This window comes from candidate division KSB1 bacterium (assembly GCA_022562085.1).
Lineage (GTDB): Bacteria > Zhuqueibacterota > Zhuqueibacteria > Oceanimicrobiales > Oceanimicrobiaceae > Oceanimicrobium.
This window is the reverse complement of the sequence record JADFPY010000035.1, coordinates 1-23707: the sequence shown is the minus strand read 5'-3', so window position 1 is coordinate 23707 and position 23707 is coordinate 1. Positions and strand designations below refer to the sequence as shown.

Sequence of the window (23707 nt, the reverse complement as noted above, 5' to 3'; positions counted from 1 at the left end):
TAAGGAATATCCTCTCCTTTGCCGCACGTTTACGGGGATTAAACTCGGCATTTAAATACTGCATTTTAGTCCGCATAACAAGTAATTCTATAGTTTCTGTAGATCATACCAAATGTCATGATCTCCGACAATTTATTTATCTTCTAACTGCATAAGCAGTCATTTGTCATGATATCCGACTTCGTGCAGCTGTTTTATCATCCATAGGAAACGCTGGATACCTCTCACCTCCGCCTCAATATAATCAAAATGAAGAAAAAGAAACAAAAAGGCAATAGAATCACAAGAAAAATCAAAAATAATTTGACGTCGTCCTGAGTTTATCGAAGGAATGACGTACTTGTGAGAAATGTTAGTTATAACTTAAATTTTACATTGATAAAACCCGTTTCAATGCCGGCATGATTTTTAAAAACCGGTTTTCGGTATTTTGACAACTTATCTAATTCAGCTTGGGAAATTAAATCCAATTGTGCGAGGACTTCGAGCATGACAGCTGCCGAGGCTCTGCCACTGCCATCCTCAATTTTTAAAGCAATGCCAATTGGCGCGCTGCCACGGATGCCAAGGCAGCGAACGCCTTCAGCCCCTACCTTGCTGACCGCCCTAGGGGAAAGCGTCTTCATTAGTTCAGTATCGAAGCGGTCGCTGCCGGCAATCATTTCGGGGTTGGCGGACATCAAATTAAAAGTACGTTCGCCGGGTTCAATATTTCCTTGAGCCAATTTCGCGTACATCATCGCCATATTTTTGACGGGCAAAAAGAAGACCGGGGCGCTGCAGCCGTCGACCCCGACATGAATTTCGTCGGTTGGGACTCCCGAAAAACCTGAGATGGTTTCTTTAATCTCCACCTGCACCGGATGCTCAGGATTTAAATAAGTTTCAAGCGGCCAATTTTTATAGACAGCAAGCGCCAGCATGCCGGAATGTTTTCCCGAGCAATTATTATGCAGTGCCGTGAGTCTCTCTTTTTGAATTAGAAACTCTTTTGCGGTTGGTTTATGCAGCGGCGGATGACTGCCGCATTTTAGATGCTCAACTGTCAGACCAGTTTTTTTAAGGATGCTTTTGACTGTTTCCAGGTGGAGCGGCTCGCTGTTGTGGGAGGCCATGATGACAGCGAGCTCTTTATCGGTAAATTGGAAATGCTCGACTGCCCCGCTCCTCAGAAGCGGCATAATTTGAAACGGCTTGGCTGCTGAACGAATATAAGTTCGAAACTGCACATCCCCCGAAGAAGCCAGCAGACTGCCGTCCGGGGTTACAACCGCGATATACCCCCGGTGGCAACTTTCGACCCGCTCATTTCGAATGACTTCGGCGACAATTTCAGGCAAACATTTTTCCTTAAATAAGAGATGTGTTTGGGAAGGTTATCTTCGAATAATATCCAGCATTTCACGAACAGCGCGTTCCATGCCAACCATGACTGCTTTTGACACAATTGCGTGTCCGATGTTCAACTCCTCAATCTGCTCGATCTCTAAAATATCGCGGACATTATGGTAGTCGAGACCGTGACCTGCGCTAACCCCCAAATCCATTTTTGCTGCGCCAATCGCCATGGAGCGTAATTTCTCCAGCTCGTCCGTGATAGTGCCCAAATCTTCGGCATTGGCGTAAAGTCCGGTATGAAGTTCCACGTAGTCCGCCTCACACTTCGCCGCCGATTTGATCTGACTAATATCCGGATCTATAAACAGTGAAACTACGATATTGTGACTATGAAGCTGCTTGGTGACCTCTTCGATCCAGTCTTCATTGGATTCCACATCCAGTCCACCTTCGGTGGTAATCTCTTCGCGTTTTTCAGGAACCAGGGTCACCATGTCCGGCACAACTTCAGTGGCAATCCGAACCATTTCATCAGTTGCGGCCATTTCTAAATTCAGGTGTGTTTTGACGATCTCCTTTAAAAGAAACAGGTCTTTGTCTTTGATGTGGCGCCGGTCTTCCCGAAGATGACAAACAATGCCATCCGCCCCGGCCATTTCAGCCGCGATTGCACCCGCAACGGGATCGGGCAATTTGCCCTTACGAGCCTCTCTAACCGTCGCAACGTGATCCACATTAACTCCTAACCTCATCATAAATTTTATCCTCCTAATAAAAGATAAAAACACGCCCACTGAATTGAAATGCCACAGAATTAAGCCATCAGCCATCAGCGGTCAGTTTTCAGTTTTCAGTTTTCAGTTTTCAGTTTTTTAAAGCTGAAGACTGACTGCTGAAAGCTTTTCTGAGGCATTTCATTTCTGTGGGCGATAAAATTATTTTACCAACTCGGAAACACTTACAAATTGAAAGCCTCTTCTTTCCAACTTAGGCAACTCTTCTTTTAAAACTTTTAAAGTTAATTTTTCGGGGTGACCAATGCCAATGGCCTGGCCTTTTCTGGAAGCGATTTCTGCTAAGAGGTATACTTGCCCCCGGATAAATGGTTCCTCTTCAATGGCATCCAGAAAAGTGTCGTTTATGGCACATGGGATACCGTTTTTTCCAGCCACCGAATAGGCACGGGTCTCGAAATTGGTGTGACTGTCCAGAAAAAACAATCCGGCTTTTTTTACTTCGTCCATCATCACCGAGAGCAGTTTCACATCTTCAGTGGCGAGTGACCCCATGTGATTGTTTAATCCGGTTATATGGGGAAGCCCTTTGACAGCCTTTCTGACCCGGTCTCTAATTTCAGCTTCGGATAATCCCGAACGTAAGGTCAGGCCATCGAAACCGACCTCATCGTTTTTGGCCTCCATAGGCAAGTGTAGCATCACGTCTCGTTTTGCCTCGAATCCTGCTTGAGCAATTTTCTTGGAGTAGTCCAGTCCGGGTAAAATTGACAGCGTTATTTCTTGATCCAGATTTATAAAACCTTTTACTAAAGAACTGAATGAATACCCAAAATCATCGATGACGATGGCGATTTTACCAGCAAATCGCCTTAATTCAGGATCTCTTAACAAGGTAACCTGAAACAGAGATTTACCCTTTAAACCCACCTCCACTGTGAGTCGATCTCCCCTAGGATTTGACTCAGCTTTGATTAAGTCACCACCCAGTTCATCAAACCTTGAGACCAGGGCTGTGTACGGCGTCACAATCGGCAGGTCAGCGGGCACCAGCACCGTTTTGGAATGATGGTCGCCGGTAATCCAATCGACCCGAATCCCGAAATCGAACAGGACATGATAAACACTAAACTTGAGCGCTTCTTTCTGAGAAGTGTCGTTCATTCCTGAACTTGAAAAAAAATTCAAACCCGGTTCCGGCTGATCTAATAGTTTGATTGAGGCCAGAATTAAACATAAGAATGAAAGGCTCCAAAAAAGTCTAATCTTCCAGTGTGGCAATTTGTTGAATTGGGTAGCCATAGTTATTGAAACAAAGCCTTCAATTTACTCCAGGACGGGTCCATACCATTGCCAAGATCCTCCCAGCGGTAAATCGCCCAGTTACCTGTCTCATTTCGTTCCAGCCAAAATATAGATTGCCCGCGAAACTCTGTAGGTGTGTTTCCCGTGAGTGAATGTTTGAAAATCAATTCGTAATTCTGGGTGAATGTTGCCATTCCGGATATTTCGGAGCTACTCTCTTCAGCAAAACTCAAACTATGCACCGAATCAGTTGGGGTCTCTCGCAGCAACTGAATAAAATAAAGCCGTTCATCTTCTAAACTCCAATCTGCAAACGTGCCGGGATTTGCTGCTGCTACCCCCTGATCCGGCACAAAAGTAAATTGTTGTTGAGATAGCGTCGAGTCGACAAAGCTTAAAATATAGTTTTCGACATTTCGCTCGCGAACAGCGAACTGAAGATTAAGGAAAACAGTCTCAGGGTCGGTAGGAGAAATAAAAGTGGCAGGATTTTGAATGTCGGGGAGCTCTGCTTTCCGGGTGCTAAACGGATTTTCACAGGCCAAACCTAAAACGATTAGGAAAAAAACAAAAGAATTTTTGTTCATGAAATGGAAAACTGGTTGCGAATGAATCTTAGTTGACTTATTTTTCGTTAGAGTGTTTAACTTGGTTAATTCATAACCGCAAAGCACGCTAAGAACGCAGAGTTCTTTTAAGTAAAATTTAATAAAATTTTTGTCTCTGCGCACTCTGCGGTGAATAATTTTTTATTGGTTTAAATTCGAGGTTTATAAATGTTCATCCGTCTTCTGTTACTGTTTACCCTGGTTCCCTTGATTGAGCTTGCACTGCTCATTGAAATCGGGCAAAAGATCGGGCTTTGGAATACCATCGCCATTGTCGTTTTAACCGGATTTATCGGCGCTGCGCTGGCGCGTTCCGAGGGGTTTGGAATTATCAGCCGCATTCAAAATGAACTCGCCTCCGGCCAGCTTCCCGGGGACAGTCTCATCGACGGTGCTCTGGTCCTCGCTGGTGCTCTTTTGCTGCTCACGCCTGGCCTAATCACGGATGCATTTGGCTTTGCCCTGCTCCTGCCCTTCTCACGTGCTTTTGTTAAAATTTATCTGAAAAAGTACTTCAGCAGAAAAATCAACACCGGTGAAATACAGGTGAATTACAAAATCGAAGATTCCTGAGTCACTTTCTATTTTCGATCCTCTATCCTCAAGTTTCACCAACCTCAATCCTCAACCTTTTATTGATTTTCCCTTTACTCTCGTGTCCGACAACCTTGATTCGGCCTACTTCTTCAGTGTTCGCGACGTGCGTGCCGCCATCCGCCTGCAAATCCAAGCCTACGATCTCAACCGTGCGCACCTGTTGAATTCCCTCCGGCAAGAGATTAATTTTAGTGCGAATTAAATCCGGGATTTTAAATGCCTCTTCTCTAGGAAGAATGTTAACTTGAACCGGCCGTGCAGCAACGATTTCTTTGTTGATTAGCTCCTCTACCTTTTCTGCGAAATCCGCAGACATCGCCTCAAACTCAAAATCCATGCGTGCTTTCAGAGGTTCCATGTTGCCGCCCGTCACTTTTGCCCCAAAATCGCGCCAGATAACCCCGCATAAAATGTGCATGGCCGTATGCGTGCGCATCAACTGGTAGCGGCGATCCCAATCGATTTTGCATTCAACTTTGTCACGAATTTCCGGCATGGGTCCTTCCGGCCAATGCAGAACTTTGTCTCCAAGCTTCTTCACTTTCTCGATTCGGGAAACATAGCCTTTGCACAGAAGTTTGCCTTGATCTGCCGGCTGGCCTCCGCCCCCGGGATAAAAGATCGTTTTGTCTAAAATGACGGCGCCATCTTCGATTGCGGTAACGGTCGCTTTGGTTTCTTTGAGATAGCTGTCGGTTTGAAAAAGGAGTTCGGTCATTGGAACACTCGTAAGGTTCTTGAATTATGCATGGCATTGCTTGGGCAAAATTTGCTTAATGATCTTTAGCACTTTTTCAGCATAAGCGATGCTTTCCAACGCAAGCTCCTGTTCAGGCCAGAAATCCAAATCGTATCGTATTCCTACAGCATAATCAGTAATCTCAGTGAAATCTAATTCTCCGAGGGAGGGAATCGTGACAAACTCGAGACAAATACGTTGAAGTTCTTCCAAATCGTGGGTTTTGGGAATAGGTTTACTATGAAAAGCTAAAACCGCCTTAAGCAGCTTCTCAATTGTTTGCTGAGCGTGAAAACATGAAGTATCATAAGGACCATCACTATTAACCAATTTTTTCGCACTTGACAAATCACTTTGAGCTTTGGCAATCCAACCACGCGTCAAAGCAAATTTATCTTTCATAGAGAACAATTCCTTCTCTTAAGGCAGTCGTTATAAATGCGTTGGAAACATTACGCCATTGCTCCACCTCTTCGGGAGTCCAAACTACAATATCCTTGGAAAAACCCATCCCCCTCAATCTCCGGCGGTATTTTGCTGCTCGTTTATAACGTGGCTGGTTTGAGTCTTCAATAATTAGAAAATCATAGTCGCTGTCATTTTGAGCTTTATTTTGTGCACGTGATCCAAATAAGACTATTTTAAGCGGTTCCCCGGCATGTAATATTCGGTTAGTAATCTCATTGAGGAGAGTGTTTGAATTTCTATTCCGAGGCATATTGTTAACCTATAAAATCATCTTCTTACTTTCAGTTAAATATAGTTTATTACATTCATTAATGCAATTTAATAATACTTAGTTTGGGGCTACGTTTCCTAACTTTCAAAAATTTTATAAAAAATTGTCAAGCTCAAAAGGTTGAATATCTCTCACCGGTATAAATCGCAACATTCAATCGATTTTCTGCGGGTGGAATTGGACAATTGTAACCGGCTTTGCCGTAAGCGCACGAAGGGTTGTAGGCCAGATTAAAATCCAAGGTGTAAATTCCGGAATCGTTTTCTTCGAAGTCCAAATACCTGCCACCGGCATAGCTTTCCTTGCCTGTGGTTGCGTCGAGGAAAGGCACAAAAAGGTAGTTTGGGTAATTACTTTGAATATCCAGAAGTTTGTAGACCTGCAGAACACACTGGCTGCTATCAACCTTGAATTTGAAATAGCCGTATTTCATGGTTTCGCGCAACATGCCGGAACTGGTGACAATTTCAAAAGTCTCTTTTTGACTGTAAGGATGCAAGCGGACTTGAAATCGGTAATTCAAATCGATGGCAAAGTAACTCAGCCCCTGAAACTTAGTTTTACGTTCGTCCGGAATCGGAGAGTCTTCTGATATTTTAAAAGAAGCATCTTTCTCCCGGCGATGCTTTTCAATTTGAGCCACAAAATCGATTTCACCGACTGGCGGGGGTTCCTGGCAGCTAAAGCATAGAAGAAAAAGTAAAATAATGAAAATCATATTTCCTTTAAGCGCATTTCTCCGGTGCCGGTATCAAACAGAGAAATTTCAGTTCCTTTTTACCGGCATTTATAAACTGGTGTTTTTCATTGGGAGAGACAAAAATAACATCGCCGGCTTTGAATGGATGTTCCTTATCCTCGCCTTTAAGCACGCCCTGACCTTCCAGCACAAATATTTCGTGTTCATAGTTATGAAAATGAAACGGTGTGTGACCACCGGAGGCAACTGTGAACATGCGCATTGCAAAGTTATCAGCACCATCCTTATCTGAAATGAGCATTCTCATCCTGGCGTCTTTTGTCCCTGCCATGTCGACTTCGGTCTCCTCGATGTCTTTGAAATTTTGAATTTTCATTTGGACCTCTGGGTTTTCTCAATTAAAATGTCATTCCGCTTCTAGGAGCCTTTGATTCGTTGAAAAAGACACGAACCCTTCGACAAGCTCAGGGCAGGTTCTTTTGAAAAAAATCCGCGTCTGCATGAACTCAGAACGAACTACTTTCGGCCTCCGTTTTAATCACTTTCAAAATCTCTTTTCTAGTGAGGCCGCTAAACGGCTTGATGAAAGTCCAGTAGGCTCTAAAATTCCGCCTGCTTTGATCATCCAGGCAAGCAATTCTTGTTTCAGTCGTCAAGACTGTTTGATTCTCCCTTTCAGAAAAATAAAAATTGCAAACTGTTTTCGCAAAGCCTGGTTCGGTAAATTTTCGAAAGCCCTCGATATCCAAGCGCCGAATGCCCCCGGACGGCGTCCAGAAACGCCCAACCAAACCGAGTATAATTTCTTCACTCGGGTTTTTGCCAAGTAAAATAAACCCGGATTTCTCAAGGCCCTCGAATGTCAGGCCTAATTTTTCCCGATCTCGATTCCTCGAAGAAAAAAACGCCGGCATCTCGCGCAGCTTAAATAAACCGCGAATGATTCTGGAGCGGCTCAAATCTAAGTCAAGAACTTTCTGGTAGGTCACCTCGATGGGAGCTTGAACTTGAATTTCATGAACCTCTGCAAAATCATACTTGGGCAAAAAGTCGTCGATTAATTTCATTGATAAACCGGCCGCTCTGCATACTCTATCGGATCCTCCAAACCCGCCTTTTGAAATCCGCGCAGTCGAAAACCGCAGCTATCACAAACTCCGCAAGCCGCATCTTCGCGCTGGTAGCATGACCATGTCAACTCAAACGGCACGCCCAGCTTTTTTCCCTTAAGCACAATTTTATGTTTTTTTAGAGTGATAATTGGTGTCACAATTTCAATTTGCGTGCTGGGCTTCGTGCCAATATCGACAACTTTCTCAAAAGCGTCATAAAATTCTCGTCGGCAATCGGGATAACCGGAACTGTCTTCTTCAACTGCTCCGATAAAAATTTTCGTGGCTGAAATTACCTCCGCCCAACTGGTAGCGACTGCCAACATGTTGGCATTGCGAAACGGAACATACGATGTCGGGATCTCCGTACTTTCGAGATCAGCCTGTGCTATTGCAATATCCGTATCAGTTAAACTCGAACCACCGATTTGAGAAAGATGCCCAACATCAACCACTAAAGTTTTTTCAACCTGGTAGAAGCCTGCCAACTCTTCAAATGCTTGCAATTCCCTCGCCACCGTTCGCTGGCCATAATTCAAATGCAAAAGCGCCAGCCGGCAAGTTTGACTGGCAATCGCGGTGACTACGGCACTGTCCATGCCGCCGCTAGCCAAAACCACTGCCAATTCACGGCTCATTTTATTTCCTTCTTATGTGACGCTTTTACCACTGAGCGTAATCCACCCCGCACCGTAAACTCGCCAATCACTTCCATACTTTTTGGATGGCAGGCCTCGATCAGGTCATCTAAAATTTTGTTGATCACGACTTCATAAAAAATGCCCTCATTTCGGTATTCCAAAAAATAGTACTTCAGCGCCTTGAGCTCGAGGCACTTTTTGTCCGGCACATAATTTACAGTGATCGTGCCGAAATCAGGCAGACCGGTCATCGGGCAGACTGAAGTATACTCATCATTGACAATGGTGATGGTATAGTCCCGGTTCGGGTATTTATTGTCAAACGTTTCCAAACGCTCCATTTGATTTTTTTCTCCAAAACAATTAATAAAACAGTTCAGCCTCGGCCTTTTTCGGAACGAGTTTTTTCATTTCTTTTTCGGATGTTTCCTCCAAAATCGGGTGCTTGCTTAGCCACAAAATCTTTGATCCCCGCGACCACGGCTGCAGCCAATTTATCTAAAAATTCATCATCTAATAAAAGCATCTCGTCTTCCGGGTGGGTCATAAAAGCCGCCTCAACGATCAACGAAATTAAGTCGGTTTGCCGGGTCACATAGTAGGTCGATGAAACTCTGCCAAACGGCTCTAATCCCAGCTCAAGCAGGCGGTGATAAATATCTTTAGCAACTTCCTGAGATTGCGGCACAGTATAGTAGGTACTTGCACCTCGCGGGCGCAAAGGATTAGTCGAGGCACCAATTGAATTGTTGTGTAGTGAAATAAAAATATGTGAATTAACAGCCCGGGCAGCGTCGATTCGAGTCTGCAGAGTCAGGGTCGTGTCCTGGGTCCGGGTCATGGAAACCGCAGCGCCTTCTGCCCTGAGCAAGTCCGTGACCTTGGCAGCATACCGCAGATTCACTTCTTTCTCAAACAAACCGGTCGCGCTAACTGCACCTTCAAATTCACCGCCGTGGCCCGGATCAATTGTTATAATTATATTTTTCAAAGGTGAGTCGGGGTGGGTGGACAGGTCGGGAGTTTTTCTAATGTTGAGCCAAAACTGTTTGCCAACATACCGACCCAAGTAGCCCCACTGTTGTTTTTGATTCAATTCAATGCGCAGCACAAACTCTTCGCTGCTCTTTTGACGCCAGCTTATGGTTCTGACGGTTTCATCATCACGGGGGTACATAATCCACTGCGGCGCTAGACGAGAACGAAAGAACGTCACTTCCAAAGCAGCGGGATTCAGGAGTTGCTGAATTTCAAACGGAACCTTGTCCGAAACATTAACTCGGAGTTTGATCCAGTTTGAGTCTTCCAAAGTCGCAATAACGCCAATGGTTGAGGATGAGAAAGGCGTTCCAAGCGGCAGGTTTCGAAGACTATTTGACGCAATAAACCCAACGACCCCTTCAGCCAATCTAACTTTTTTCACCCGCTCCTGCTCAGCAATGATCTCCATTTTTATGCCGGCAGGAAGAGCCATCCAAATTTCACCATCAGGTTTTGTTAGAATTAAATTAATCGAGTCGAGAGTCACGCCAATTTGGGGCAAAATAGGAGAAAGAATATTGACTCTACCAGCGGACCGAAATTTAATACGGCGTCGATCTTTACCCCGGAATTTAAATTTTATCTCCTTTGGCTTGTACCCATCCAAATTCGGAATTACAACCAAGCCTTTATAGTGCCCGCGCACGCTATGAGAACTTCCGGGCGTTTCCACCATTTGTACATTCTTGGCAATTTTATCAATTGAGAACGTAGCCTCACCTCCGGGGCTTCCCCAGAATTCAACTTCCAGTTTATCGCCGTGGGAAAGGTAAACATCGCTTGCGGGTTTCACCTGGCCCAAGTCAACGGCAGTCGGGATTTCAGCAAGGGTTTTTCTCTCGGGCTCCCGAAATATAATCAGGCTTTCTCTGAGGCTGCCCAGAGCATCCTCAGACCTGAAATTGATTGCATTAATCCCCTCGTCTAAACTGACCAACCCGACAAATGCACCCGATGGATAAACTTTGGTTTCAACGCCTTGCACCCAAACTTTGGCGGTAGGCAAGGCTGACCCGGCATACCTGATCCGATTTGAATTTACCGTATCTTCGTCAGCCGGAAAGGCAACCTGCAGGCGAACCGAATCAGGGGGAATCACCGGGAAGAATCCCTGCGCAAAAGTTTGATTCAACCATAAGATAAAAGTGAATCCGAAAAGAAGGATTGTCTTAATTACCACCTCATTTTTCCTTAATTATTGCTCTAACGCTGTAGAATATAATCATTTTCGCCTCAAAAACCAAAAAAAATCCCCGGTAAAAATGCCGGGGATACATAGGAGGAAGGTAAAACAGGGGACATGTCTCGGGAGTCTCGTTTAAAAGAACACTTTAAATGTGCAATTTCTTCCCAGACTGCATGAAATATTTATTTAAAGTGAGTCCCAATGTTAACGTCCGGCAATGAATATTAAACTATTTTAAAACTTGTTCAAAACGCTAAGGTTTTTTGCCGGCTTTCCGATTTAGTATTTTGACTGCTGAAGAAAGAAATAACTTGGGCAGGAAGGAAAGATAAAATTTAAATGTGCCTTCAAATCAGAGCAAGGTTGGTCTGATATAGACAAGGAAGTCTGGATTTAAGGTACAATCAAAGCGGCTCAACCCTGGGCCGCTTTATTTTTTTGGGGTCGATTTTACCTGCCTCCCGTCTATAAAATCTTTAGAAAACTTTGAATAACTGAAAAGTCAGGAAAAAGAAAATCAGGTTGAGCAGCTTCTAAATCTTCGTATGAAAAGAAACCGGTTGCCACTGCAACACTTTTTGCGTCAAACGATTTGGCACAGGCAACGTCCAGCGGCGTGTCTCCGATTATAAAAACATTTTCAGGCGATATTGACAAACTCGTCTTCTCAGAAAACCTTTGCACAGCAAATTTCGGGAGCTCGTTACGACTTTCCGAATCGTCTGCAAATGCACCGAACTCAAAAAAATGGTATAAATTAAAGTGCTCTAATTTCATCTGAGCGCCTTCATGCCAGTTTCCTGTGAGCAACCCTAAAACATTATCCTCTCTTTTGCTTAATTCATTCAACAGCTCTAAAACACCCGGCTCAAGATGCTTCTCCAAATTTGGCTTTGCTATTTCGATTTTCAGCTGCTCGAAATAGACGCTTTTAAAATTCTCTTCCTTTTCTTTTTGCCATTCCATACCTTGGTGAATCAAAGCATCCCGAAAAATTGCCCGATCCGTTCGACCTGCAAAGTTCACTTTGTCCATGCCATCCTTAATCCCAAATAGTTTTTCAAAGGCCCAGGTCATTGCACGACGTCCAGAGCGCGCGCTGTCAATCAAAGTCAAATCAATATCAAATAGAAGTAACTTCATAGAAAATCCTAAAATATTTAGCGGTTTCCGTTGGCCATTTTCACAGCTTGCGGCAATTTAAACAAGCGCCTCATGGCAATAATGCCCAAAAGTGGTCCGAAACCCAAAATGCTGAAAGCAAGCCCCCAGCCGCCAATTGTCTGCAGGAATGGAATCAACCGGATGGAGACCATGGTGATTAAAAACCCAATGCTGGTTTGCAGGGTCAGTACAGTCCCCATGTATTGTGGTTCACAAAGCTCAGAAGCTGCGGCAGAGAATTGAGCCGAATCTGCAACGACCGTGATGCCCCAAATAATGCAGACAAACAGCAGCCAACCCGGATTTATGTTTTGAAGAAATCCGACCACCAGGCAACAAAGGCCGCTGATTATCATGGCCAAAATGGTAGAACGGCTGCGGCCGATTTTATCCCCCAGAAAACCGTAAAAAACAGAGCCTGCTGCACCTGAAGCGATCACCAGAAACGCGCCCAGACCGGGAGAATAAAGTTGATCTGAAAAGTTGGCCTGAGCATTCAACAAAAATACCGGTACCCACGTCCACATTGCGTAAAGCTCCCACATGTGGCCGAAGTAGCCCAAATAAACCAAACGCGTGGGTCGGTCTTTTAAAATTTTAAAGACATATTTGAAATTGAACTTTTGGGCAGAAAGATTGTAAGGGCCATCTTTCACAAAAAATAAAACAATGAGAGCGGCCAGGAGCGACAATCCAGAACTAATATAAATCGTCAACTGCCATTGCTCTCTCGCTACCGATCCGACCCAGTGCGGCAAAGCTGAGCCAATTGCCAGGGCGCCAACTAATGTGCCGATTGCCAAACCTCGCCTAATTTTAAACCAGCCGGCAATGATTTTCATGGCGGGCGGGTAAACGCCGGCCAGAAAAAAGCCCGCCAGGAATCTCAAAACAATTGCCAGAGTCCAGTCAAAGTTGAACCAGGCAAAACCGGCATTGATAGTTGCTGCCAAAACTGCAGATAAAGAAAAGAGATGCCGGGTATTCAAAAGATCTGCTAAATTTGTGAAGGCAATAAAAAAAGTCCCGACTACAAAACCAAATTGAACCGCCATAACCAGGGTAGCCAGTCGACTGCTCGTCAGACCCCATTCAATTTCTAACGCCGGTCCCACTGCTGAGGTGCTAAACCAAATGGACATCGAGAACAATGCAGCGATGCTGAGAAGAAAAAGCATTTTCGTGGGTTGTGACAAAGTTCGCTCCCGAGTTTAGAACTCTGAGGACAGTTTTAAAATTAGGTTTAAATTCCGGCTATCCGGAGTCTGGTGAGATAAAGTCTGAGGCATAGCTGGCAGGTTACTAAATCAAAATCCTTTTAAAGCTTCTTCTTCGCTTTGTTTATGATCCATATATTTGGTAATTCCCACCATATCAAATATCTTTTGAAAATGATCGGTGAGCCCCCAGCTGCACAAAACTTGATCGCGTGCACGGCTCTTGGTTAGAACACTAATAATAATGGCCATGCCGGCGCTATTTATGTAAGAGACATTTTTGAAATTAAAGCCGATTTTTTTTATCCCGTCTGCTGTGAGTTTCTCGTACGCCTCTTCTAATATTTTTTCAGAAAAGCTGGTAACTTCTCCAACGATATCGATTATTCCGACTTCATTTTGTACCCGCGTTTCCACCTGGGTGTTTTGTTCCATGACATTTCCTGTTAAAAAGTTTTGACTATGTAGTTTTTTTAGGACCGCTTCGCTTAACTCCGACACTATCCGATCCTTGCGGTTACTAAACTAAAAACAATTAGATAATTTACAACTTAAAAATTGGATTTATTTCCGGACAACTTTGTCTAAGATTTTCGCCAGAATTTTCGTTTGGTTCTTTCTCTCAAATTGTGAAATATCCTTTTGGTGGAGACTGGGTTCTAAATTGTTTTTGAATTCGGAATAATATTTAAAAATAGCCTGCTCGATTGCGTCGATTTTTTCATGGCTCACCGATTCTACCGAACTATATTTTTCTAAAATTTCCGTTCCTGCAACACGCGGCCCTATGGCAAGAACGGCGTGGCGGGAGGCCAAATATTCAAACGTTTTGCCCGGAATAAAATCCTTGCTAGCCGAGTTCCCCACCGGATACAATAAAAGGTCGGCCTTAACTATCTCTTCAAAAGCCTTCCGATGATAGAGATATCCATCCTCTTGGATAACGTCATTCAGATTCAATTGGCCTGCTAGAGATTCAAGAGCACCGGTTAAATCGATGCCGATAAATTTGAATAAAATCTCCTTTCTCAGGTCAGGTCGGTTATTCAACAGGAGTGAAAGAGCGCTCAAAAAACTGTCTACCGGTGAAATGGCCGAAATCGTTCCACAATAAACGATGGTGAATTTTTCGTTTGCGGAATTCGGTTCGATTTCTGGCAAGTCTTCCGTATCAAAGCCGTTAGGAATCGTATGAAATTTTGAGGGATGCCCTAAAGATTTACTTTTAAAATCCTCAAGCATTTGTGAAGAAACCCCGATCACCTCATCGGCCGCCGCCAGAACGCGCCTCTCCCAAAACCGGTTTAACCATTTGTGAATAGCAGTCGGTTCTTTTTGAAAATTACCATTTGACCAACCATCCCTGAAATCGATAACCCATGGAAGTCCTTTGATTTTTTTTAACAAAAGTCCCGTAAGTTGCAGTGAATGCGGTGGTGACGTCGTGAAAACACAAGTGATATTCTCGCGATTGATTATTTTAATGGCCCTTAAAATTGCAAACGGCAGCCAAAAAATTTTGAGGTCCGGAATGAAAAAATAGGAAAGGATTTTGTTGAATGTTTGCAGGCTTCTGGTTGTCCAGTCTTTGTTATGACCGGGTGAATTCGAGTTATGAGAAGTAAAGAGGGTCAGTAAGCGTTGCGGATCAAGGGAATCGGTTCGAAAAACTTGTGCGCCCTTGACATCTTTTAAAAGTGAGGGATCCTTTGCATAATAAGCGACATCCTTTACGGTAATAACAAAAGGCGTCCAATTAAACTCGGGCAGGTATTTGACAAACTTTGCCGGACGTTGGGTTCCCCCCATCCCTAAAGGTGGAAAATAGTAGGCTAAAATCAGCACCTTTTTCAATTCCGCTTTAGAAGCTTTTTTGTGATCTTTTGCCATGTCAAGCGGCGACGAAATGAGATCGGTAGGCCCACTTATTTCGATCTTTTATTGCAACAAGCTTGGTTGCCGTAACCTTAAACCCGGACTCTTCGAATTCTTCTCGTTCTATGCCTTCCTTGCCGGATTCACAAACGTCGGCCCAGCCGCCGGGCAGGACCCATTTTTCATTTGATCTTTCTTTGACCAGCAAGATTTTGTTGTCTTTGATGGCCCCGCTTCTTAAATCAATTTTGGGGGTGGCGTATCCTTCATCGAGAAAGAAGAAGTCACTCACTTCCGTGATATTTTTCCCTCCGGCCTTGGCAAAGATTTCCTGAACAAGTGCTTCTAACTGACTGTAGCGCTCTAAGTCGTATGGGTCTTTAGTATAAGTTTTGCCAACTTGAGAGAGTGCTTTAATTTTCCGGGCCCATTCCAGCCAGTGATTCTGCATCAACTGCTCCTGTATTCACACACTCACAACTTCTCTCGGGAAAGGTGTCAGATTCTCACTTCCGTCAGCGGTGATTACAAAATCGTCTTCAATGCGAACACCTCCCATTTCCGGATCATAAATACCCGGCTCGAGGGTGATGACATTTCCCGCTTCGATAGGATCGCTGCTCTGCTCACCGATTCGCGGCAGTTCGTGCACATCCAATCCCAGGCCGTGTCCTAGCGAATGCTGAAAGAAGTCACCGTAGCCCCGTTTGTTAATGTAATCTCTGGCAACTTGATCTAACTGCTTGCCGGTGAGTCCGGGTTTGGCTGCCGACTCGGAAACTTCTAAAGCGTTAAAAACCACGTCCACTATTTCCTTTTGTTTTAGGGAGAGTTCTCCCAAGACAACTGTGCGGGTAATATCTGCTGCGTAGCCATTTACAACTGCTCCGAAATCAATGATGACCAAATCACCGTGCTCTAATTTTTTGGCTGAAGAAATTCCATGGGGTAAAGCAGAACGCTTGCCGCTGGCAACGATCGGTTCAAACGGATCGGTCTCGCTACCGTGTTTCTTCGCGCGGTATGACAATTCCGCGGAGATTTCGAGTTCACAAACACCCGGGTTAATTAAAGGGAAAACTTCTTTTAAAACTTTGCCGCAAACCGCTCCTGCTTTTTTTACATTCTCGATTTCCTCCGCTTCTTTGACGCTGGCGATCTTTTCAATGATTCGCTCCGAAGCCATTAATTTGATTTGCGGTAAGGTTTTCTTCAATTGCATGAAGTCCTTAACTTTTAGATGCATGGATTCAAAACCCAGTTTTACTCTTGGCCTGATTGCTGTTATCTTTTTAAGTTCGGAGATAAGATCCTTTTTGGCGATAATGATTTCGGCGTTTTGGACTTGCTGGCGGGATTGCTGAGTGTACCTGCGGTCTGTAATGAAAAACGAAGTATCGGGGGTGATCAGGGCCATCGCGTTCGACCCGGTGAAGCCAAATAAATACCGAACGTTTACAAGGGAGGAGATTAAGAGGGCATCGAGTTTGTGGTGGGCAATTCGATCTCTGACCCGCTCGAGTCTAAGATACATCCTTGGCTTCAGCTAACTTCTTTTTCAAATGATTTATCTTTTTTAGATAAAAATCGTTTTCAGGATGCTTCTTCAATAAGGTTTCAAAAACATCGATCGCTTTAGTGTACTGCCCCTGGGTGGCATAGATTTCACCTAAAGTGGGAGTAACTATTTTATCACCGCGAGCTTTCCGGCTTCTGTTAGGCCTCGGGGCCGGTGCTTTTTCTGCTGGTTCAGGTTTTTTAAAACTCGGTTCTTGAAAATCAGAAGAATCGAACTGCCGGACAGAGTCTCCTATACCCGATTGAGAATCAGGTGTGAAGCGGGAACCCTTAAATTCATCTAAATCTAAATCAGGTTCAATCTCAGGTTTCGGTGTCTCCTCTTCTTCTATTCGCAATTGAGCCAGGTAGCTTTCCGGATCATCTTCAAATTCGACGATGGCTTCCTCCTCTGAAGATTCATCATCGAGGCTCATTGGCGACTCCTCTTTGTCTTCTTCAACCACTTCATCCTTGAAGATATCATCCAATATGTATGAAAATTCTTCAGCTTTCTCGTCGTCGAGTTGGGTAACTTGATCCTCAATTGCAGATATTTTATGCTCGGTATCTGCTTGAACTTCGTCCTCTCTCTCGAACAACATATCTTCTTCTTCGGGACTTATCGGCATGGGTTCCATTAGATCTACTCCGACCTTCGTCTCGGCCAACTGTGATTCAAAAGAATCCTCCTGATCTTCCGTCCCTGACTCGTGCTCTTCCGTCTCCGTTTCTGTCCCCTCAAGAATATATTCTCCGGACAGGCTGCGAGCCACTTCATCGAGGGGATCAATCTGTAGAATTTTCTTGTAGCTGGTTTCGCAGGTATTTTCCCAGCCAATTTCTTTCATCAAATCGCCGTAATATTTATGAGCGGCAAGAAATTTTGGATCGAATAAAAGGACGCGCTTAAATTCTTTTTCAGCAAGCTCGTATTTCTTTTTAGCGAGATAACATTTGCCGAGAATAAAATGGCCGGTGGTATAATATGGGTGCTTCTTGATCCCATCTTCACAAAGCTCGGTCGCAATGTCTAATTTATCCATTTTCAGATAAGTGTCTGCTAGGCGGGCAAAAATGACGGATTCAGGATTCTTCTCAAAAAATTCTTCTAAAAACTCGGCATCTGTTTCATTTTCATTTGGCATGGAATTATTCATCAAATCATAATATTTCTAAATTTAAGCAATCAAAGGAGTCTAATGCAACAATTTTTACCAACCGGACACAGATCGATTTAAGATTTCTGTTGCTATCTTACCAATTGCCTCATCGATTCCTGTTTCGCGAGTCTCTTCATCCGGATTAAACGTTCCCCATTCTGTGATCTCTTCTTCCCAGATTGTTTTGCGTTTCTTCAGGTCCTCGTATTTTATGTTGACTGTGATAAAAACCTTAATATCTTTTACAGATTCGTCGCTGGTAAATGCACCGGCCTGGTCATGGACTCTGACAATTTTCCCTTCAATTAGAGAATCTGCGTTTCGGCGATCGCTCAGACGAAGGGTGTTATCTCGGGTAAATTGTTCTATTACTTCATCCGTTAGCTTTTCTTTGATGCCAAACTCGGAGGTCTGATCCTGAAAAATAGGAACGGCAACCGTTTTTAAATGTGACGCGCCGGAACTGGAAAAAGAATAAGGACCACACCCAGATTGAAATGCAAATATCGCACCAAAGATTAAGAAAGTTTGAAAACAGGATAACGTTTTTTTTCTAAAATGGCAACTCATATTCTTTAATCTTTCTGTAAAGAGTTCTTTCGCTGATACCCAGGGATCTAGCTGCTTTACGTTTGCTGCCGTTAAATTTCTCTAAAGCATGATTGATCTTATACCGTTCCACCTCATTTAACGAAGATTCATCGAGATTAAATTCTTCTGAATTTTCGTTCTCTCCGACTGTTTCAGATTCACGTGGAAGCACCTCTGAATAAACCGGCAAAGATTTCGGACGGCTGTCGGAATAGTTCGATTGATACAGATCTTCTCTCAATTTTGTAATTTCGGATTTCAAATCCATCAGGGCGCGGTAAATAAACTCTCGTTCCACCTGTTCCGAAGAACGGTGAGTCGGCACAGGTAAGTTTCGTCCCACATTGTTGTCGAATTTGAAATATTTGGCCAAAGCCGACTCATCAACTTTTTTTCCTTTTTCCAGGATAATAATACTTTCCACCAGGTTTTTCAGCTCGCGGACATTTCCAGGCCAGGCGTGGTTTTCAATCATTCTTAATGCCGTACCTGTAAACCCATCAAATTCAATATGATTTTGTTTGCAGAATTCGCTGGAAATTTTCCTAACCAGCAATTGTATATCTTCTCGTCTTTCTCTCAGGGGAGAAATTCGGACATGGAAAGCATTTAGACGGTAATATAAATCATCCCGGAATTCGCCGGTTTTAACCGCTTTTCCCAGATCCTTGTTTGTGGCTGCAATCACTCGTACATCGACGTTGTGAACGCGCACACCGCCAACCCGCATAAAGTCCTTATTTTCAAGAATGCGCAGCAACTTAACCTGGGTCGCGAGAGGCATCTCGCCAATTTCGTCTAAAAATATGGTGCCGGTATCCGCCAACTCAAAGTAGCCTTTTCGCGCGCCGATTGCCCCGGTAAAAGCGCCTTTCTCGTGACCAAAAAGTTCAGACTCTAAAATTCCTTCCGGAATGGCGCCGCAATTCACAACCACGAGAGGCTTATCTTTACGACGGCTTTGGGCGTGAATCGCCTGGGCGACCAACTCTTTTCCTGTTCCGCTCTCTCCCATAATAAGAACGGAAATATCGGTGGGTGCAACCTGCTTGATCGTCAGCAGAATTTGCTGAATCGAAGGGGACTGCCCGATTATGCCAAAATTATCATCCATCTGATCGTGGCCTATTTGACTTTTCAAGTCAACTTGAGCGGTGTTTCAATCACGAAGCAGTGCAGGATTTTCAAACAGAGTGAAGAGCGAGTAGCGAAAGATGGTCTCAGATTAAAAAAAGGCTTCCTCGCTGTTTCGCTTTTCGCTCTTCAAAAAAACGCTCAAGTTAATTTTTTTCTTTGAAGTATTCTACGGTATTTTTTAACCCCTGGTTCAATTCTACCTCAGGTTTCCAGCCGAGAATTCGTTCTGCTTTTGCAAAAGACAGACAACTGCGCATCTGTTCGCCCGCTTTGGCCGGTCCGTGAAATTCTTCCATGTTTGCACCTGTATGATCATTGAGCAATCGGTATAACTTATTCACGTCAGCTTCTACCGATGTTCCAATGTTAAAAATATCGCTCTTTTCATAATTTAAAGCCAGGACGTTAGCACGTACCAAATCACCGACATAAACATAGTCGCGGGTTTGTTTGCCGTCGCCGTTTATGACTGGGTGCTCATTATTTTGCAAAAATCTTTCAGAAAAAATGGCCACCACACCGGCTTCGCCGTGGGGATTTTGTCTGGGGCCGTATACATTTGAGTAGCGCAAAATAACGTGGGATAGTCCGTGAACTTCCTTATAATAATGAATGTATTTTTCACCTGCCAGTTTGGTAATGCCATAAGGCGAAATCGGCCAGGTTGGATGTTCTTCGTCTGCAGGAAAATAGTCTTGTTCGCCGTAAATTGCGCCGCCGGTCGAAGCAAAAATGATTTTTTTCACTTTTGTCCGAACGCAATTCTCGAGTAAATTTAGCGTACCCAGGACATTGATTTGAGCATCGAACTTCGGATCTGCAACCGATTTTCGTACATCCATTTGGGCAGCATGATGATTGACAACATCGAACTGACCGTTCGTGAAGATTTCTTCAATGCGGTCGTCCTGGATATTTATTTCAAGAAATTCTGCTTTAGGGTTCAGGTTTTCTTTCCTGCCCGAGGAAAGATCGTCCACGACCACGACTTCATGTCCTTGAGCGATGTAAGCATCTACAATGTGAGACCCAATAAAACCAGCTCCGCCGGTGACTAAAATTTTCATTTTGAAAATCCCTTTCAAATTAGTTAGTAAGTTTTTTTAACAAGTTTTAGGTTTTACGATTTTAAATGACGTAGTGCTTTCACGCCGATGTCGCGTCTGTAATAAGCTTTGTCAAATGTGATTTTTCCAACCGCCCAATATGCCTTTTCGCGCACAGACTGAAAATCATCAGCTATGGCGGTTACTCCTAAAACTCTACCGCCGTTTGAAACGACGGTGCCGCCTGCTGCGCTTTTGGTACCGGCCTGAAAAATCTCAATATCCTCTCCAAAGTCCTTTTCCAGCCCGAAAATTTTTTTGCCTTTTTCATAATCTGCGGGATACCCCCCTGAAGCAATCACTACACACATCGACCATTTATCAAAAAGCTGAATACTGGCAACAATTTTTTTACCGGTCCCGATCCTTAACATCACCTCAACCAAATCGAAGTCAATTAAAGGCAAAATTGCCTGAGCTTCCGGATCGCCGAGTCTGCAATTAAATTCTACAACTTTAGGACCCTCTGCCGTGATCATTAGACCGGCATATAAAACACCGCGGTATGGCCGGTCCTCTAAAGCCATGGCCTTAACCGTCGGTTCAAAAACTTCTTTGCAAACGCGCGCGAACATTTCCTCGGTGATAATCGGGGCTGGTGCGTAGGCTCCCATGCCGCCGGTATTTGGCCCTTCATCGTTATCAAATATGGCCTTGTGATCTTGCGCCGAAGGTAAATAGACTATGTTTTCGCCGTCCGTGAAACCCAGAATTGACGCTTCCTCCCCCTTCATGAATTTTTCAATGAGAACTTTTCTTCCCGAGTCACCGAAGGTTTTTTCAATCATGATTTTGCTAATTGCGGTTAACGCCTGGGCTTCTGTTTCGCAAATAAATGTGCCTTTACCGGCAGCCAGACCGTCGGCTTTGACGACCGTCGGGTACTCTATTTCTTTCAAATAGCTCTCGGCTTCATCGAACTGATCAAAGACGATGCAATCGGCAGTTGGTATTTTATATTTGTCAAGGATATATTTGGAAAATGCTTTACTTCCTTCTATCTCAGCAGCTTTTTTGGACGGGCCAAATATTTTTAATCCTTGCGACTCAAACTCATCCACAATGCCTGCGACAAGTGGATCTTCGGGACCAACCACAGTGAGATCAATCGACTTCCTGCGTGCAAAATTTAATAATCCGTCTATGTCATTCTGTTGAATATCAACGCATTCGGCCACCGCCCCAATTCCCGGGTTTCCGGGAGCGCAATATATTTTTTCAACAAGAGGACTTTGGTTTATTTTCCAAACCAGTGCGTGTTCACGCCCGCCGCCGCCAACAACCAAAATAGTCATTTTCATGCCAGCTCTGCCCTCACTTTCATAACTTATCCACGCATCGCTGCACCAGTAGCCTTAGGGGTCAAAGCGCGCGAAGCAACAAGATCGGCAATTAGTGCAACATAGTTTTGATTCTTCTCAGGCATTAACTCCATACGAATTTCTTTTTGCCGGTCAGGCGGTCCATCTCATCACGCAATTCCGCGGCTCTTTCAAATTCAAGTTTTCGGGCGCATTCCAGCATTTCTTTTTCAAAGCGATCCAACATTTCTTCTTTTTCTAAAGGAGAAAGCTTTTTCCAATTGGTCTCGCTAATACTTGTGCTTCTGCCTTTTCCCCATTTTTCCGCTTTGATATCCGCGACCCGCGTCGCGCTCATAACTTGTTCATAGGATTTATAAACCGATTTCGGCATGATACCGTGCTCTTCATTATACTTGGCCTGAATCTCCCGGCGGCGATTCGTCTCTTCGATGGTACGTTTCATAGAATCGGTCATTCGATCGCCATAAAAAATGACTTTACCGGCCACATTCCGCGATGCCCGGCCGGAGATTTGCATCAGCGAACGCGCAGAACGAAGGAAACCCTCTTTGTCAGCATCCAAGACCGCGACGAGTGAGACTTCGGGTAAGTCCAAACCCTCACGAAGCAAATTAACCCCAACTAAAACATCGAACTCAGCCAAACGAAGATCTCGCAAAATTTCAACGCGCTTTAAAGCATCGATTTCGGAATGCAAATAGCGGACGCGAACATCCATCCCGGCTAAATAGTCCGTCAAATCTTCGGCCATTCTTTTAGTCAAAGTCGTGACCAGAACTCTGTCTTCCCGCTTGACGCACTCACGAATTTCAGCGATCAAATCATCAATTTGCTGCTTTACCGGCCTAACAAAGATTTTCGGATCCATAAGCCCGGTCGGGCGAATGATTTGCTCGACCACGACCCCTTTGCATTTCTCAAGTTCGTAGTCGGCAGGAGTCGCGGAAATAAAAACCATCTGGCTCATCATTCCATTAAACTCTTCAAAAGTGAGGGGACGGTTATCCAAGGCCGAAGGTAAACGAAATCCATGTTCTACCAAAGTTTCCTTACGCGACCGATCACCGTGATACATCGCGTTCACCTGCGGAATGGTAGCATGCGATTCATCTATAATTGTCAAAAAATCTTCAGAAAAATAATCGATTAAGGTGTAAGGTCTTTGCCCCTCTTTCCGCCCTGACAGGTGGCGCGAATAATTCTCGACACCATTGCAATGCCCCAATTCCTGCAGCATTTCCAGATCGTACCTCGTTCTCATTTCCAGGCGTTGAGCTTCAAGAAGTTTTTCCTGTGTGCGAAAGACCGCCAGTCTTTCGGCCAATTCTTCACGGATGGCAACTATCGCACTCTGAATTTTTTTCTGCGGGGTCACAAAATGTTTGGCCGGATAAATTGCCGCTGTCTCCTGAGTGGAGAGAATCTCGCCCGTTATCGTGTTAACCACGCTAATTTGCTCTATTTCGTCGCCAAATAATTCAATGCGCAGGGCTTCCTGTTCATAAGCGGGGAAAATTTCCACGACGTCGCCGCGCACTCGAAAAGTTCCGCGGCTGAATTCAAAATCATTACGGGTATAATAACTGTCAACGAGTTGTGTTAAAATGCGGTTTCTTTCCATTTTCTGGCCGCGCTCCAAAATCAGCAGCTCATGCTTATAATCTTCCGGATTGCCCAAACCGTAAATACAGGAAACGGAAGCCACAATTATCACATCGTCTCTCGATAAAAGAGAACTGGTTGCTTTCAACCTAAGCCGGTCAATTTCATCATTAATCGACGTATCTTTTTCAATATAAGTGTCGGAGCTTACCACATAGGCTTCAGGCTGG

26 protein-coding genes are annotated in these 23707 nt (G+C 44.2%); 1 reads left to right on the top strand and 25 read right to left on the bottom strand.

What is annotated here, in order from left to right; all coding sequences use genetic code 11:
- Nucleotides 1-356 precede the first annotated feature (356 nt).
- The 4 genes from IH879_05450 to IH879_05435 form a co-directional block, all read right to left on the bottom strand.
- A complete protein-coding gene (locus IH879_05450) occupies nucleotides 357-1340 on the bottom strand; it encodes an asparaginase (protein ID MCH7674383.1) in 984 nt (327 codons plus the stop codon).
- 36 nt (nucleotides 1341-1376) lie between these two features.
- Complete coding sequence (locus IH879_05445) at nucleotides 1377-2093, bottom strand: pyridoxine 5'-phosphate synthase (protein MCH7674382.1); 717 nt, start codon at nucleotides 2091-2093, stop codon at nucleotides 1377-1379.
- A gap of 180 nt (nucleotides 2094-2273) precedes the next feature.
- Nucleotides 2274-3236, bottom strand: a complete 963-nt coding sequence (locus tag IH879_05440; GenBank protein ID MCH7674381.1) for a divergent polysaccharide deacetylase family protein — start codon at nucleotides 3234-3236, stop codon at nucleotides 2274-2276.
- 140 nt (nucleotides 3237-3376) lie between these two features.
- The gene (locus IH879_05435) at nucleotides 3377-3964 is read right to left on the bottom strand and encodes a hypothetical protein (protein MCH7674380.1); all 588 of its coding nucleotides are present in this window, start codon (nucleotides 3962-3964) and stop codon (nucleotides 3377-3379) included.
- Nucleotides 3965-4153: 189 nt separating this feature from the next.
- Between IH879_05435 and IH879_05430 the strand changes: the two genes are divergently transcribed.
- On the top strand, nucleotides 4154-4558 hold the full coding sequence (locus tag IH879_05430) for an FxsA family protein (GenBank protein MCH7674379.1): 405 nt from the start codon (nucleotides 4154-4156) through the stop codon (nucleotides 4556-4558).
- Between the two features lie 28 nt (nucleotides 4559-4586).
- Here IH879_05430 and IH879_05425 read toward each other — a convergent pair whose 3' ends face one another.
- The 21 genes from IH879_05425 to uvrB form a co-directional block, all read right to left on the bottom strand.
- Complete coding sequence (locus IH879_05425; protein ID MCH7674378.1) at nucleotides 4587-5300, bottom strand: alanyl-tRNA editing protein; 714 nt, start codon at nucleotides 5298-5300, stop codon at nucleotides 4587-4589.
- A 24-nt stretch (nucleotides 5301-5324) separates the two neighbouring features.
- The gene (locus tag IH879_05420) at nucleotides 5325-5723 is read right to left on the bottom strand and encodes a HEPN domain-containing protein (protein ID MCH7674377.1); all 399 of its coding nucleotides are present in this window, start codon (nucleotides 5721-5723) and stop codon (nucleotides 5325-5327) included.
- The gene (locus IH879_05415) at nucleotides 5713-6039 is read right to left on the bottom strand and encodes a nucleotidyltransferase domain-containing protein (protein ID MCH7674376.1); all 327 of its coding nucleotides are present in this window, start codon (nucleotides 6037-6039) and stop codon (nucleotides 5713-5715) included. Before IH879_05415 ends, IH879_05420 begins: the two co-directional genes overlap by 11 nt.
- A 133-nt stretch (nucleotides 6040-6172) precedes the next feature.
- Nucleotides 6173-6778 carry a DUF1684 domain-containing protein gene (locus IH879_05410; GenBank protein ID MCH7674375.1) on the bottom strand — a complete coding sequence of 202 codons (606 nt, stop codon included), beginning with the start codon at nucleotides 6776-6778 and terminating at the stop codon, nucleotides 6173-6175.
- Between the two features lie 7 nt (nucleotides 6779-6785).
- On the bottom strand, nucleotides 6786-7136 hold the full coding sequence (locus IH879_05405) for a cupin domain-containing protein (GenBank protein MCH7674374.1): 351 nt from the start codon (nucleotides 7134-7136) through the stop codon (nucleotides 6786-6788).
- 130 nt (nucleotides 7137-7266) lie between these two features.
- A complete protein-coding gene (locus IH879_05400) occupies nucleotides 7267-7827 on the bottom strand; it encodes a hypothetical protein (GenBank protein MCH7674373.1) in 561 nt (186 codons plus the stop codon).
- On the bottom strand, nucleotides 7824-8510 hold the full coding sequence (queC, locus tag IH879_05395; protein ID MCH7674372.1) for a 7-cyano-7-deazaguanine synthase QueC: 687 nt from the start codon (nucleotides 8508-8510) through the stop codon (nucleotides 7824-7826). The genes IH879_05400 and queC overlap by 4 nt, the downstream gene beginning before the upstream one ends.
- Nucleotides 8507-8854 (bottom strand): NADPH-dependent 7-cyano-7-deazaguanine reductase QueF, encoded by a 348-nt coding sequence (gene queF, locus IH879_05390; GenBank protein MCH7674371.1) that lies wholly within the window; start codon nucleotides 8852-8854, stop codon nucleotides 8507-8509. The genes queC and queF overlap by 4 nt, the downstream gene beginning before the upstream one ends.
- Before the next feature lie 35 nt (nucleotides 8855-8889).
- Nucleotides 8890-10734, bottom strand: coding sequence for an N-acetylmuramoyl-L-alanine amidase (locus IH879_05385; protein MCH7674370.1), 1845 nt, complete (start codon nucleotides 10732-10734; stop codon nucleotides 8890-8892).
- Between the two features lie 471 nt (nucleotides 10735-11205).
- On the bottom strand, nucleotides 11206-11883 hold the full coding sequence (locus IH879_05380) for an HAD family hydrolase (GenBank protein MCH7674369.1): 678 nt from the start codon (nucleotides 11881-11883) through the stop codon (nucleotides 11206-11208).
- Nucleotides 11884-11900: 17 nt separating this feature from the next.
- On the bottom strand, nucleotides 11901-13100 hold the full coding sequence (locus IH879_05375; protein ID MCH7674368.1) for an MFS transporter: 1200 nt from the start codon (nucleotides 13098-13100) through the stop codon (nucleotides 11901-11903).
- 111 nt (nucleotides 13101-13211) lie between these two features.
- Entirely contained in the window at nucleotides 13212-13556 is a 345-nt protein-coding gene (locus IH879_05370; GenBank protein ID MCH7674367.1) for an STAS domain-containing protein, read from the bottom strand.
- 129 nt (nucleotides 13557-13685) lie between these two features.
- Nucleotides 13686-15011 carry a glycosyltransferase gene (locus IH879_05365; protein MCH7674366.1) on the bottom strand — a complete coding sequence of 442 codons (1326 nt, stop codon included), beginning with the start codon at nucleotides 15009-15011 and terminating at the stop codon, nucleotides 13686-13688.
- A gap of 1 nt (nucleotide 15012) precedes the next feature.
- Nucleotides 15013-15447, bottom strand: a complete 435-nt coding sequence (locus tag IH879_05360) for an NUDIX hydrolase N-terminal domain-containing protein (protein ID MCH7674365.1) — start codon at nucleotides 15445-15447, stop codon at nucleotides 15013-15015.
- Nucleotides 15448-15462: 15 nt separating this feature from the next.
- Nucleotides 15463-16530 carry an aminopeptidase P family protein gene (locus IH879_05355; GenBank protein MCH7674364.1) on the bottom strand — a complete coding sequence of 356 codons (1068 nt, stop codon included), beginning with the start codon at nucleotides 16528-16530 and terminating at the stop codon, nucleotides 15463-15465.
- The gene (locus tag IH879_05350; protein MCH7674363.1) at nucleotides 16520-17701 is read right to left on the bottom strand and encodes a tetratricopeptide repeat protein; all 1182 of its coding nucleotides are present in this window, start codon (nucleotides 17699-17701) and stop codon (nucleotides 16520-16522) included. Before IH879_05350 ends, IH879_05355 begins: the two co-directional genes overlap by 11 nt.
- Nucleotides 17702-17767: 66 nt before the next feature.
- Nucleotides 17768-18286 carry an LptE family protein gene (locus IH879_05345; protein ID MCH7674362.1) on the bottom strand — a complete coding sequence of 173 codons (519 nt, stop codon included), beginning with the start codon at nucleotides 18284-18286 and terminating at the stop codon, nucleotides 17768-17770.
- Nucleotides 18270-19421: a sigma-54-dependent Fis family transcriptional regulator gene (locus IH879_05340; GenBank protein MCH7674361.1), complete on the bottom strand. Its 1152-nt coding sequence runs from the start codon at nucleotides 19419-19421 to the stop codon at nucleotides 18270-18272. The genes IH879_05345 and IH879_05340 overlap by 17 nt, the downstream gene beginning before the upstream one ends.
- Nucleotides 19422-19587: 166 nt before the next feature.
- On the bottom strand, nucleotides 19588-20511 hold the full coding sequence (locus IH879_05335) for an NAD-dependent epimerase/dehydratase family protein (protein ID MCH7674360.1): 924 nt from the start codon (nucleotides 20509-20511) through the stop codon (nucleotides 19588-19590).
- 53 nt (nucleotides 20512-20564) lie between these two features.
- Nucleotides 20565-21845, bottom strand: coding sequence for a phosphoribosylamine--glycine ligase (gene purD / locus IH879_05330; protein ID MCH7674359.1), 1281 nt, complete (start codon nucleotides 21843-21845; stop codon nucleotides 20565-20567).
- A gap of 130 nt (nucleotides 21846-21975) precedes the next feature.
- Nucleotides 21976-23707: excinuclease ABC subunit UvrB (uvrB, locus tag IH879_05325; protein MCH7674358.1), on the bottom strand; the 1732-nt coding region annotated here is incomplete at its 5' end.

Coding starts and splice junctions, on each gene's coding strand:
- queC (MCH7674372.1), bottom strand. CDS start 8,510: ATGAGCCGTGAATTGGCAGTGGTTTTGGCTAGCGGCGGCATGGACAGT.
- IH879_05360 (MCH7674365.1), bottom strand. CDS start 15,447: ATGCAGAATCACTGGCTGGAATGGGCCCGGAAAATTAAAGCACTCTCT.
- IH879_05445 (MCH7674382.1), bottom strand. CDS start 2,093: ATGATGAGGTTAGGAGTTAATGTGGATCACGTTGCGACGGTTAGAGAG.
- IH879_05430 (MCH7674379.1), top strand. CDS start 4,154: ATGTTCATCCGTCTTCTGTTACTGTTTACCCTGGTTCCCTTGATTGAG.
- IH879_05370 (MCH7674367.1), bottom strand. CDS start 13,556: ATGGAACAAAACACCCAGGTGGAAACGCGGGTACAAAATGAAGTCGGA.
- IH879_05380 (MCH7674369.1), bottom strand. CDS start 11,883: ATGAAGTTACTTCTATTTGATATTGATTTGACTTTGATTGACAGCGCG.
- IH879_05335 (MCH7674360.1), bottom strand. CDS start 20,511: ATGAAAATTTTAGTCACCGGCGGAGCTGGTTTTATTGGGTCTCACATT.
- IH879_05420 (MCH7674377.1), bottom strand. CDS start 5,723: ATGAAAGATAAATTTGCTTTGACGCGTGGTTGGATTGCCAAAGCTCAA.
- IH879_05400 (MCH7674373.1), bottom strand. CDS start 7,827: ATGAAATTAATCGACGACTTTTTGCCCAAGTATGATTTTGCAGAGGTT.
- IH879_05440 (MCH7674381.1), bottom strand. CDS start 3,236: ATGAACGACACTTCTCAGAAAGAAGCGCTCAAGTTTAGTGTTTATCAT.
- IH879_05355 (MCH7674364.1), bottom strand. CDS start 16,530: ATGTATCTTAGACTCGAGCGGGTCAGAGATCGAATTGCCCACCACAAA.
- IH879_05425 (MCH7674378.1), bottom strand. CDS start 5,300: ATGACCGAACTCCTTTTTCAAACCGACAGCTATCTCAAAGAAACCAAA.
- purD (MCH7674359.1), bottom strand. CDS start 21,845: ATGACTATTTTGGTTGTTGGCGGCGGCGGGCGTGAACACGCACTGGTT.
- IH879_05340 (MCH7674361.1), bottom strand. CDS start 19,421: ATGGATGATAATTTTGGCATAATCGGGCAGTCCCCTTCGATTCAGCAA.
- queF (MCH7674371.1), bottom strand. CDS start 8,854: ATGGAGCGTTTGGAAACGTTTGACAATAAATACCCGAACCGGGACTAT.
- IH879_05345 (MCH7674362.1), bottom strand. CDS start 18,286: ATGAGTTGCCATTTTAGAAAAAAAACGTTATCCTGTTTTCAAACTTTC.
- IH879_05405 (MCH7674374.1), bottom strand. CDS start 7,136: ATGAAAATTCAAAATTTCAAAGACATCGAGGAGACCGAAGTCGACATG.
- IH879_05415 (MCH7674376.1), bottom strand. CDS start 6,039: ATGCCTCGGAATAGAAATTCAAACACTCTCCTCAATGAGATTACTAAC.
- IH879_05435 (MCH7674380.1), bottom strand. CDS start 3,964: ATGAACAAAAATTCTTTTGTTTTTTTCCTAATCGTTTTAGGTTTGGCC.
- IH879_05365 (MCH7674366.1), bottom strand. CDS start 15,011: ATGGCAAAAGATCACAAAAAAGCTTCTAAAGCGGAATTGAAAAAGGTG.
- IH879_05350 (MCH7674363.1), bottom strand. CDS start 17,701: ATGCCAAATGAAAATGAAACAGATGCCGAGTTTTTAGAAGAATTTTTT.
- IH879_05410 (MCH7674375.1), bottom strand. CDS start 6,778: ATGATTTTCATTATTTTACTTTTTCTTCTATGCTTTAGCTGCCAGGAA.